Source organism: Kribbella turkmenica (assembly GCF_004348725.1).
GTDB classification, from domain to species: domain Bacteria; phylum Actinomycetota; class Actinomycetes; order Propionibacteriales; family Kribbellaceae; genus Kribbella; species Kribbella turkmenica.
Genome location: NZ_SMKR01000250.1, coordinates 1 through 7,557 on the forward strand (window position 1 = coordinate 1; position 7,557 = coordinate 7,557).

8 protein-coding genes are annotated in these 7,557 nt (G+C 69.6%); 1 reads left to right on the top strand and 7 read right to left on the bottom strand.

The window, feature by feature from the left end; all coding sequences use genetic code 11:
• Window positions 1-212: 212 nt before the first annotated feature.
• The 3 genes from E1218_RS33865 to E1218_RS33875 are packed head-to-tail and all read right to left on the bottom strand — an operon-like array spanning window position 213 to window position 3,599.
• On the bottom strand, window positions 213-2,366 hold the full coding sequence (locus E1218_RS33865) for a KAP family P-loop NTPase fold protein (RefSeq protein ID WP_132327127.1): 2,154 nt from the start codon (window positions 2,364-2,366) through the stop codon (window positions 213-215).
• 57 nt (window positions 2,367-2,423) lie between these two features.
• On the bottom strand, window positions 2,424-3,167 hold the full coding sequence (pcaD, locus tag E1218_RS33870; protein WP_132327128.1) for a 3-oxoadipate enol-lactonase: 744 nt from the start codon (window positions 3,165-3,167) through the stop codon (window positions 2,424-2,426).
• 21 nt (window positions 3,168-3,188) lie between these two features.
• A complete protein-coding gene (locus tag E1218_RS33875) occupies window positions 3,189-3,599 on the bottom strand; it encodes a DUF2000 domain-containing protein (protein WP_165949540.1) in 411 nt (136 codons plus the stop codon).
• Window positions 3,600-3,678: 79 nt separating this feature from the next.
• Here E1218_RS33875 and E1218_RS33880 point away from each other — a divergent pair, with 79 nt between their 5' ends.
• On the top strand, window positions 3,679-4,137 hold the full coding sequence (locus E1218_RS33880) for an Lrp/AsnC family transcriptional regulator (protein WP_132327130.1): 459 nt from the start codon (window positions 3,679-3,681) through the stop codon (window positions 4,135-4,137).
• Here E1218_RS33880 and E1218_RS33885 read toward each other — a convergent pair.
• The 4 genes from E1218_RS33885 to rodA all read right to left on the bottom strand — a co-directional run bounded on the left by E1218_RS33885 (window position 4,130) and on the right by rodA (window position 7,474).
• Window positions 4,130-4,969 (bottom strand): sigma-70 family RNA polymerase sigma factor, encoded by an 840-nt coding sequence (locus E1218_RS33885; RefSeq protein ID WP_202866344.1) that lies wholly within the window; start codon window positions 4,967-4,969, stop codon window positions 4,130-4,132. The two genes, E1218_RS33880 and E1218_RS33885, sit on opposite strands and share 8 nt — an antisense overlap.
• Window positions 4,966-5,409, bottom strand: a complete 444-nt coding sequence (locus E1218_RS33890; RefSeq protein WP_132327131.1) for a carboxymuconolactone decarboxylase family protein — start codon at window positions 5,407-5,409, stop codon at window positions 4,966-4,968. The genes E1218_RS33885 and E1218_RS33890 overlap by 4 nt, the downstream gene beginning before the upstream one ends.
• 55 nt (window positions 5,410-5,464) lie before the next feature.
• On the bottom strand, window positions 5,465-6,217 hold the full coding sequence (locus tag E1218_RS33895) for a hypothetical protein (protein ID WP_132327132.1): 753 nt from the start codon (window positions 6,215-6,217) through the stop codon (window positions 5,465-5,467).
• 90 nt (window positions 6,218-6,307) lie between these two features.
• Window positions 6,308-7,474 (bottom strand): rod shape-determining protein RodA, encoded by a 1,167-nt coding sequence (rodA, locus tag E1218_RS33900; protein WP_132327133.1) that lies wholly within the window; start codon window positions 7,472-7,474, stop codon window positions 6,308-6,310.
• Window positions 7,475-7,557 lie beyond the last annotated feature (83 nt).

Consider the following 7,557-nt stretch of genomic DNA (forward strand, 5'->3'; position numbering starts at 1 on the left):
CCCGGATCGACACGGCTCCCCCAGCCCACCCCTCGATCGAAGACGGTCCTACCCGCCTTCCCCCGCCGAACAGCCTGCCCCCAAGTCACTGCTCTGCGTTCACCTTCCACCCATCACCGCGCCCCGCACAACCCTTCGCCGCCGGACAGGAAAGTTCCCACGGATCCACGCTCCCGTTGACGAATTGCTTGAAGACTCAAGGAGTGGGGTGTTCAGCGAAGGGCCGCGCGCTGCAGGCTTTCGACGGTCAGCGCCGCATCGACGTCCTTGCCTCGCACGACGTCGATGACGTCGGGATCGGAGAACAGCACAAGCAGGTCGGCCGGGATTCCCGGGCCGGGATCTGTGGCCCCGATGTCGCTGAGCCGGCCGGGACACTTGGCCAGATAGGCGCCGAGCTTGGGCCACCGCAGGATCAGGATGGTCCAGAGCGCGGTCTCCTGCTCCTGCCGGTCGTCCTCTTCCAGGTTCACGCCCTGCAGGGTCTCGATGCCGCGGGCGATGCCGTAGGCGTTCACCAGCCGTTTCATCATCCGCGGGTTGGGATCGTCACCGAGCAGCGCGCGGAACGGCTCCAGCCGGTGGCCGGCCGCCCGCTGGGCGCGCTCGCTGACCATCTCGACCGCGACCACCTCACGCCGGGCCTGATTCTCGGCGGTGCTGCCTTCCCCGGCGGCCACCTTCCGCCGTACCTCGTCCGCCTGCTCGCGGAACTCGCGGACGGCCGACCTCCGCGCCTGGGCGAGCTCCTCCTCCCCCGGTACCGACGGCGAGCGGAGAATGCGGCCCCAGAACTCGTCGATCCGGTCGCGCGTCTGCGGCAAACCGGTCGAGATCTGGAAGGTCTTCTCCAGGAACAGGTAACCGACGGGCCGGCCCGGCTCCCCGGCCACGCTGACGAAGTTCGCGTACTCGCTCGCGTAGCTGTCGGCCAGCCAGTCCCGGTCGGCCGCGACGACGTACGTCACCGGGATGTCGCGGAAGAGCGTCTGGATGCCTTCCAAGAGTTCCACGACGTAGGGGCTCTTGCACCGGTCGAGATCGTCGATCATCACCACGACGTCGTGATGGATCCACCTGGTCAGGTCGGCGAGGTGGTCCTGGACCATCCGCATCGGGTCGCTGGTGTTCGCGACGAAGCGCCGGGCCCCCTTGGCCGACGTACTGAACACCCAGCGGCCCATTGCGTGCAGCAGTCCCCAGACCGTGAGCGCCGGCGTGATGACGGCCGCGGCGGTGACGACGAATCCCCTGAACGTGTCCAGCGAGAACAGGTCCCGGCTCGCCGCGGTCCCGAACCATCCGGCCCGCCAGGCGAGGACGACGAGACCGGCGACCAGCAGCAGGGCGACGTACCCGGGCCAGCCGCCCTTCGACCGCCAGATCCACTCTCGGATCCGGACGGTCAGTGCCCGGCGCCGGTCGAACGTGTCCAGGTCGCGAACGGCGCCGGCGTACAGCGCCCGCATCAGCCACCACCACGGCGGCTCGATCCGCTGGTGCCGCCAGGCGTTGAAGTCGACCACCACCGACCGCGACGCGCCCGCATCCGGATCGTCCTGGCGCAGTTCGGCGGCCAGGAAGTTGAGGACGGAGGTCTTCCCGGCACCCCACGGCGCATGCAGGTGAAGGATGAACGCCCCGCCTCGGCGTGCGCGCGGGTCGGGCGCCTTCCTGCTGTTGCGGGTCTCCTCCTTGCGCGCGTCCCGGATCCGTCGCGCCAGCACCTTCGCGAACCCCTGTCGCCCCAGCTCGTCGACCATCGCCGGCCCGTCCGTGTGCGTCGGCACGGTCTCGACCGTCCGTGGCGGCTCCTCCGGCCCTTCCCAGCGGAGGAACCGGCGATTCAGCAAGCTCGCATGCAATTCGGGGTCGAGCACATACACCTTCGCCGGCACCGAGGGCGGTTGGTAGCTCACCCCCTCGGAGATAGTGGCGCCGGCGACACCGGCCTGGATGGCAGTGAAGGACTCCTCCGGCGGCAGCGCCCCCGCACCCGTGCCGAGCAGCGGGAAGCCCAGGCTCCCTTCCTGCTCGGCCGCGATCCGGGCGGCCTCCGCCGCGGCCGATCGCACCCAGTCCGCGGACGATTCGGACCCGTCGACGACGACAGCGGCCAGCAGGATGGTGAACGGCGCCGCCCGCTTCACCGTCGGGTCGGCCTCCCAGGCCCGCACCACCTGCCCCGGCCGTAGCCGCGTCGGCATGGCGAGGTGGTACGCCGTGAGCCGCGTACTGAAGTCCGGCGCGACGCTGCCGGTCGTGCTGCACGGGATGACGATGACGTCGTCACCTCCGGAGAGCAGGTCACCGAGCACGACGTCGACCGGCTCGTTGTCCACCGCGGCGGACTGCTGCACGGCCATGCCTCCCCCTCACGCTCCTCTTCGCAGGTTAGTGGGAAGTGGCGACTACGGACAGTGTCAGGTGAGGTGAGCGAGGAGCAGCGGGTTGATCACCTCGGGGTGGGAGTAGGTGACCAGGTGGGCGGCGTTCTCGATGATCTCGAGGCGGGCGCCCGGGATGGCCGAGGCCAGCGGGATGACGGTCTCGGGTGGGACGGAGGTGTCCTGTTCGGTGGTGACCAGAAGAACGGGCGCGGTGATGTCGCCGAGCTTGCCGCTGAGATCCGTGGTACCGAGGGCTTCACAGCAGGCGGCGTAGCCCTCGTCGGGGGTGTCGAGGAGCAGCTCGCGGACCGGGTCGACGTCCTCGAAGCCAGGAAGGAACCAGCGGCCGAGGGTCACCTCGGTGATGGCCTGCGTGCCTTCGGCGCGGACCGTGGCGGCCCGTTCGGTCCACATCTGAGCGTTCTCGGCCGGGTTGCACGGCGGGCAGAGCAGCGCGAACCGCTGGAAGCGGTCGGGGGTGTTCTCCGCCAGCCAGAGGCCGACCGCGCCGCCGAGCGAGATCCCGACGTACGACGCCTGGTCGACGCCGAGGGTGTCGAGGAGTTCGAGAACGTCGCCGCCGAGGTCGTCGATCGTGTACGGGCCGGCGGGCACCTCGGACTCACCGTGGCCACGGTGGTCGAACGCGACCACCCGGAATCGCTCGGCCAGCGCCGCGGTCTGCGGCGTCCACATCGCGTGCGTCGTCCCGAGCGAGGACCCGAGCAGAACCACGGGCGCGTCGGCGGGACCGGTCTCCACGTAGTTGAGTCGCATAGGGCCACACTACGGACGCCGTCAGCGGTAGAGGGCCAACGCGCCAGTCAGTGAGTCGACGGCGGCGCGTGGACCGTAGAGCGCGAGACCCAGATACTCGACGTCCTCGGCCTTGGTGCCATTGAGAATTGCGGACATCTGTTCGTAGGTCCGGGCGTGCTGGGCGATCTGGGTCATGTCGTGGGCGGTGACGCCGTCGCGTGCGGCGGCCTGGGCGCGGAGGTCGTGCAATTGCTCGGCCGGGGCTCGCAGTACTGGGATCGGGTGCGCGCACATACCGACGTGCGGGTTGCCGGACGCGTCCGCGGTGTCGGGGCCGACCACGTCGTCGTGGTGGTGGCCGAGGCCGACACCGAGCAGAGCAGCCGTGTTCAGGGCGACGCCCACCGGCGCCTCGGTCGCGATCACCACGACCATCTTGTTCGTCAGCACGGCAACGAAGGTAGCCTGCCGCACGGGATCCGGCCCGCGGCTCCGAACATCGTTCGGCGGATCTGCGAAACTTCCTGCTATGGACGAACTTGATACGGCACTGCTGCGGATGCTCCAGAACGACGCGCGCCGGACCAACCGGGACATGGCCGCCGAACTCGGCATCGCGCCGTCCACCTGCTTGGAGCGGGTTCGCGGCCTGCGCGACCGTGGCGTGATCAGCGGGTTCCACGCGGAAGTGGACCTGCGGGCGATCGACCGGTCCACCCAGGCGATCATCTCGATCAAGCTCCGCCCGCAGGCGATGGCGGTGGCGACCGCCTTCCAGGACTACGTCAACCACCTGCCGGAGACGCTGGCGATGTTCATGGTGTCGGGTGCGTCCGACTTCCTCGCCCACGTCGCGGTCAAGGACACTCAGGCGTTGCGCGACCTGGTCCTCGCGCTGGCCAAACGACAGGAGATCGCGGACATCCGCAGCTCGGTCGTCTTCGAGCACCACCGCCGGACCACGGTCATGCCACTGATCGCTAGCTGAGGCCCGCGAGTTTGTCCGGGTTCGCCTGGATCCGGATCGCGGCGATCCGGTCACCGTCGAACTCCAGGTGGAGGACGTGCCGGAACTCCGGCACCTGTACGTCCAGCGCCGGCCCGGTCACCAGGTCGAGCGGTACGACGGTGAGGTCCTTGCCGTCGTAGATCCGGCTGAAGAACGCGGCGACCTGCGCGCGCCCGACCACCGGCTTGCGGGCGATCCGGCGCTTGCCGGCGCCGTCGCTCCACTCGGTCACGGACTCCTTGAGCATCGACTCGAGCCGGGCGAGGTCGCCGTCGCGGGCGGCCGCCACGAAGTCCAGCAGCAGCCGCTGCTGCTCGTCGGGTGATGGCTCGAACCTCGGCCCGCCGCGGTCGAGCGCCGTACTCGCCCGCTTGTGCAACTGCCGGCAGTCCTCCGGGGAGCGGCCGATGATGTCAGCGATCTCGTCGTACGGGAGGAGGAACGCCGTCCGCAATACGTAGACCGCGCGCTGCGGCGGCGTGAGTCGCTCCATCAGGTGCAGTACGGCGATGGACAGGTCCGAGGTGTCGACCGAGGCGAACGGATCCGACGGCGCCGGCTCGGGCAGCCACTCGCCCAGATAGCTCTCACGGCGGGCCTGCCGGGTTCGCAGTACGTCGATCGCCAGCCGCGTCACCACCCTGGTCAGGTAGCGACGCGGATCGAGCACCTTCGCCCGGTCGACACCGGACCACCTGACGTACGTCTCCTGCAGCACGTCCTCGGCGTCATGCCAACTTCCGAGCAGCCGGTACGCGAGGCTCGCGAGCATGCCGCGCGCCGACTGGAACTCGGGCAAGGTGCTGGTCAAGCGGCCGGCACCGGCTGCTTCCGGCTCGTGATGGTCAGACGGTTCCACAGGTTGATGGTCCCAATTGCGAGGAGCACGTTCGCCGCCCCCTCCTCACCGAACTGCTCGACCACGTCGTCCCAGACCTCGTCGGGTACGCCGTGCGGGCCGATGTGCGTGACCACGTCCGTCAGAGCCAGCGCCGCCCGCTCCCGGTCGTCGTAGAAGGACGACTCCCGCCAGGCCGCCAGCCCGAACAGGCGCTGCGAGCTCTCGCCCTCCTTGAGTGCGTCCGTGGTGTGCATGTCCATGCAGAACGCGCACCCGTTCACCATCGAGGCGCGCACTTTGATCAGGTGCAGCACTGTGTGGTCCAGTGCGCCCTGAACGTACTTCTCCAGTCCGAACACGGCCCGGAATCCGGCCGGAGTCACCTTGCTGAGGTCGAATCGCTGTTCCATACCCCCACGACGGCCCGCAGCGCGGCTGGCGTGACAACCGCGGACGTGACGCGGGTCACGCTCCTTTCTTGAGCACCTGCTGGGCCTTCGCGACCGCGGCCTCGGTCGCCCCCTCGAGCTCGCCCTCCTGGCCGGCGAGCAGGGTCACCGAGACGAGGACGTCCTGGACCCCGGTGGTCGCGGCGGTGAACTCCAGGCCGCGGCGCGAACCCGACGTCACGGTCAGCCGGAAAGCGTACGGATCGGTGCCGAACTGCGGCGCGGAGATCTCCTCGACCTTCATCGAGTACCTGCCCGCGCCGATCTTCATCGTCACCTTCGGGCAGGAGGTGACCGCCTTGCGGTAGGCGTGCTGCAGGTAGGCGACCTCGTCCTCGTTGCCCATCGCATCGATCCCGAAGTCGACGAAGGTGCCCTCCTGGCCGGCCGAGAACGAGCGGTGCGTGGTCGCCTTCGCTCCCGGTGCCTCGGTGGCGTTCAGGAACCTGACCAGTGTCTTGCACTTGCTGCTGGCGGACGAGAAGGGCTTGTCGGCGCCGGCCGGATCGTCCTTCTCCACCTGGTACCCGTCGGGCAGGTCGGCCAGCTCGAGCAGCGCCTTGGCGAGCTCGGCCGAGGTCCGTCTGACCGAGGCCGCCGGTGTCTTGCTCGCATCCGGACTCTCCGCGGTGGCGGACGGCGCCGGCGTACTGGCGGCCGGCGTGTTCTGACCCGACGCGTCATCCTGGTCGCCGCCTCCACAGGCGGTGAGCGACAGGCTGACGGCGGTGACGAGGGCGAGCGGGAACGCGAACCTGATGGGACTCATGGAACTCCAGAACCTTCGAGGGCCGGGCGGGCCCACCGGTGGCCGAGCAGGCAGCAGCGTACCTGACACGTCCGGTCCACTGGTGGAGGGTCAGAAGCGGTGCGAGCGGAGGTGGATGTTCTGCAGCAGTCCGATGGCGAGCAGGCCGGCGAACATCGACGAGCCGCCGTAGGAGACGAACGGCAGCGGCAGGCCGGTGACCGGCATGATGCCCAGGGTCATGCCGATGTTCTCGAAGGCCTGGAACGCGAACCAGCAGACGATCCCGGTCGCGACCAGCCGGCCGAACGCGTCCCGCGCGTTGACCGCGATCCGCAGGCCGCGCAGCAGCACCAGCGCGAACAGCGCGATGATCGCGCCGGCGCCGATCAGGCCGAGCTCCTCGCCCGCCACGGTGAAGACGAAGTCCGTGTGCTGCTCGGGCACGAACGCGTTCTGCGTCTGCCCACCGTGGAACAGTCCCTGGCCGAAGACGCCCCCGTTGCCGATCGCGATCCGGGCCTGGTTCACGTTGTAGCCGATGCCCTGCGGGTCCTGGGACGGATCCGTGAACGCGACGAACCGGGCCAGCTGGTACTCCTTGAGCACCTGCAGCTTGATCGCCAGCGCGGCCACCACCACGCCGGCGGTGACGAGCCCCAGCATCCAGCGCTTCGGGACGCCGGAGACCGCGATGATGCCGAACACGATCGACCCGAGCACCATCACCGTGCCCAGGTCGGGCTGCAGCATCACCAGCACCACGGGCACGGCGGCGACCGCGATCGCCTGCGCGACGTCGACCGTCCGGGCGGTCTCGCGGTGGTCGGTCTCGCCCTTCTCGGCGATCAGCAGCGCCATCCCGACGATCACCGCCAGCTTGGCGAACTCGCTGGGCTGGATCGACATCCAGGGCAGCTGGATCCAGGACCGCGAACCGTTGATGACGGCACCGACCCCGGGGACGAGGACCAGGATCAGCCCGGCGATCGAGGCGGCGTACAGGACCGGGGCGAGGATGCGGACGCGCCGGTGGTCGGTGATCGCGGCGCCGATCGCCAGCACCGAGCCGATGGCGAAGTTGAGCGCGTGCCGGAACAGGAACGCGTACTGGTTGCCGTCGGTGAGCGAGCTGCGGTTGTGGGTCGCGGACCAGATCAGCATCGCGCCGATCGCCGACAGCGCGACCACGCCGAGCACGAGGACCCAGTCCACCTGCCACACCGTCGACCGCCGGTCCATCCGCGGCCTGGTCCGGATCGGGGTCAGCAGCGCCATGGCCGCAGCCTCCCCGGAGCATCGCCCGCACCGAAGCGCCGGCCGCCCGCAGCGGCCGCCGCATCGGATCGCCGGGTGCCGAC

What these genes read in the sequence shown, in the direction of transcription:
- E1218_RS33865 (WP_132327127.1), bottom strand. Translation starts at nt 2,366, where the DNA reads ATGGCCGTGCAGCAGTCCGCCGCGGTGGACAACGAGCCGGTCGACGTC.
- pcaD (WP_132327128.1), bottom strand. Translation starts at nt 3,167, where the DNA reads ATGCGACTCAACTACGTGGAGACCGGTCCCGCCGACGCGCCCGTGGTT.
- E1218_RS33880 (WP_132327130.1), top strand. Translation starts at nt 3,679, where the DNA reads ATGGACGAACTTGATACGGCACTGCTGCGGATGCTCCAGAACGACGCG.
- E1218_RS33890 (WP_132327131.1), bottom strand. Translation starts at nt 5,409, where the DNA reads ATGGAACAGCGATTCGACCTCAGCAAGGTGACTCCGGCCGGATTCCGG.
- E1218_RS33895 (WP_132327132.1), bottom strand. Translation starts at nt 6,217, where the DNA reads ATGAGTCCCATCAGGTTCGCGTTCCCGCTCGCCCTCGTCACCGCCGTC.
- rodA (WP_132327133.1), bottom strand. Translation starts at nt 7,474, where the DNA reads ATGGCGCTGCTGACCCCGATCCGGACCAGGCCGCGGATGGACCGGCGG.